Annotated in this window: 2 protein-coding genes; one reads left to right on the top strand and one right to left on the bottom strand. The window is 40.0% G+C overall.

All coding sequences use genetic code 11. The annotated features are described in order from the left end of the window. Nucleotides 1–39: 39 nt before the first annotated feature. Nucleotides 40–567 carry a GNAT family N-acetyltransferase gene (locus tag KL866_RS07295; protein WP_214994343.1) on the top strand — a complete coding sequence of 176 codons (528 nt, stop codon included), beginning with the start codon at nucleotides 40–42 and terminating at the stop codon, nucleotides 565–567. 46 nt (nucleotides 568–613) lie between these two features. Here KL866_RS07295 and KL866_RS07290 read toward each other — a convergent pair whose 3' ends face one another. Beyond that, a complete protein-coding gene (locus tag KL866_RS07290; protein ID WP_214994341.1) occupies nucleotides 614–2,236 on the bottom strand; it encodes a response regulator in 1,623 nt (540 codons plus the stop codon). Nucleotides 2,237–2,590 lie beyond the last annotated feature (354 nt).

Raw genomic sequence — 2,590 nt, 5'->3', positions numbered from 1 at the left:
GTGTAAGTATAATTAAAATAATAATGATAAAGGAAGTTTATGCATATCATGGACAGTGCGCGTCTTTCCTACCACTATGTTACTGAAAAAGATGCTGATTTTTTATGGTCGCTCGACCAAGATGAGTTAGTCATGAAGTACATTAACGGTGGCAAAAAATCATCAAAAGAAGAAGTGCGAGATATTTTCGTTCCCCGTTTTCAAGCTTATTCAAACCCTTCATTAGGCTGGGGCTTGTGGCGTGTCGAAACGTTATCAGAGAAAGAGAGCATCGGGTGGATCTTGGTTCGGCCCTTTGGCTTTTTTACTCAAAACCCAGAAAGTGACAATATGGAATTGGGCTGGCGTTTTAAGCGCAGCGTGTGGGGGAAAGGCTATGCCACAGAAGCTGCTACCTCTGTAAAAAAAGCACTTTACGATATTGGTGTAGAAAAATTTTCTGCCATTGCTAACCCTGAAAATGCCGCATCTATCAACATCATGAAGAAGCTAGGTATGACGTTTAGTCATGAGCAGGAATACAAAGACAAACTATATCATGAGACAGTAGTAGTGTATTCCAACTAGGCTACGTCTTTAGGAAAGGGGAGTAAGCTTCCGTTTAAAGACGTGGCTACTCACCTTTTAAAATGCTTTTCACATTATCATATCGAATTTTTTGCTCGTCAGACAATTTTACTGTTTCAAGTGTTTCTCGACACTTTCTTATTTCAGCTAAGGTGTATTCCTTTAAAGGCTCATTTGCTTTTCTAGCTCTGATTATGGCCTGAAGATAGTTCAATGCAATAGACGGGTTTTTGGGCATTACGCGGAATGCTTGAGAGAAAGTAGTGTAAGACTGTTCCAAGTTACCTCGTTTATACTGCGATACCGCCGTATTGTTCAGCGTTCTAGGACTAAGCGTAATGGCTTCTTTTTCTTTTTTCTCCTGCTTTAAATATGTCGCCATTAGGTTTAACTCATCTTTCTCTTCATCCTGCCTGGATGAAATGGCGTCTAAAATAGCAATAGACTCTGTCTTTAGCCCCACTTCATGAAGGGCCTTAGCTCTATCAAGTAACGCTTCTGTCGAGTGATGTTGAGCATGATCGGTGTGAAAGTCTGATAAAAGCAATTGTGCCTTCACAGTATCATCTTTTAAATAGTGAAGGCGCGCATCGATAACCGTCAATTCATCATTTAGAACCGCTTTTGGGTGAGACTTTTTTAGCTGTCTTAAAAATTCATTGGTTTGTTTAACAATACTGTTCACATGCTCTGGTTCAGATGTCATGGCAAAATCAACACCAGCTCTTGCCGCAGTGAGATAAATGTCTGGTTTATCGTGGATAGAGTTTCTTGCGTAGCGTACGACCTTTTTCGCACTGTTAAACTGACTCTCATAGTCGTGTGTGATACGAGCAAGATTTATCGCCATTTGATGCCGAGGGATATTCTGAGGAGAAATGTTGCATGCTAGCGCTGTACATTCTAACGCGTCATCGAAAGCTGATTGTTTAATCTGTAATTTGGTGAGTAAGTCGTATGCCTCTAATGCAGAATCAGGGCGCATTGCCAGTTGAATAATCTCTCTTTCTGCATCATCAAGCTCATTGAGCGCCAGAAGGCTTTTTGCAATGCCCATTTTTGCCCAGCCAAAATCTTGGATGTTTATTATCGATTCGTAAAAGGTTACGGCTTCCTGAAACCTTTCATTCATGAAAAACAAGTCGCCTTTAATTTTCATTGCTAGTGGAAAGTGTTCGGCATGTTCCGGTTGCAATAAGAAATACTCAACCTCGGCAAGGGCTTTTTCGTAGTCCTTTTTATCCATGAAGGTGTAGACGTTTTTAAGTGCCTTTTTCCTCGATAACACTCTGGAAAGTCGACGGTCTAACTCGTTTACGGAAAATGGTTTTACAATAAATTCGTCGGGCTGCAATTCGATTATCGCGTGGACAACTTCAGCTGATGTATCTGCGCTTGTGAAGATAAACGCGCTAGAGAGAGGTAACGATTGAGATTCGTTTAGTTGCTCAAGGAAAAAATATCCACCTTGTTCAGAGCGTAAATTATATGAACAAATAATGGCGTCATAATCGTGTTCTTGTATTGCTGATAGCGCATGTGAAGGTCTATCGACATAATCCATATTTTTAAAGCCTAGTTGCTCAAGCGCATAGTGAATGTGGCTTTTTGCAAGCACCTGATCTTCAGCAATCAACAACTTAGTATTTCTAGCTAAGTGCAGTTTCATTATATGGGTAGCCTCTAAGACATGAAAGTTGCCTATATTTACCTTACCACGGTAAGTGCTCTTTAAGTATAGCTCTCAATGAAGGCTATCGCATAACCGAGTCTTTTCATAACTGTACTATGGTACTGACAATAGGGCAGAGGCTTCGAATTTGAGCTTTTTAATTAAGCTTACGTGAAGAATGATAGAACAGTGGCGTAGAAATATTCGGCAATTTGACACTTTGACAACATGATTATGTTGTATAGAACTGTGATAGCTAAGCGCGTATTTAGTGTTTAAATGAATTTATAATTTGAATTTTTTATACGAGGGAAAAAGTTGCAAAAAGAGATGGTGGACGCTACTGGGCTT

It is taken from the genome of Alteromonas sp. ALT199, assembly GCF_018619335.1.
Lineage (GTDB): Bacteria > Pseudomonadota > Gammaproteobacteria > Enterobacterales > Alteromonadaceae > Alteromonas.
This window is presented reverse-complemented; position numbering and strand designations above follow the sequence as displayed.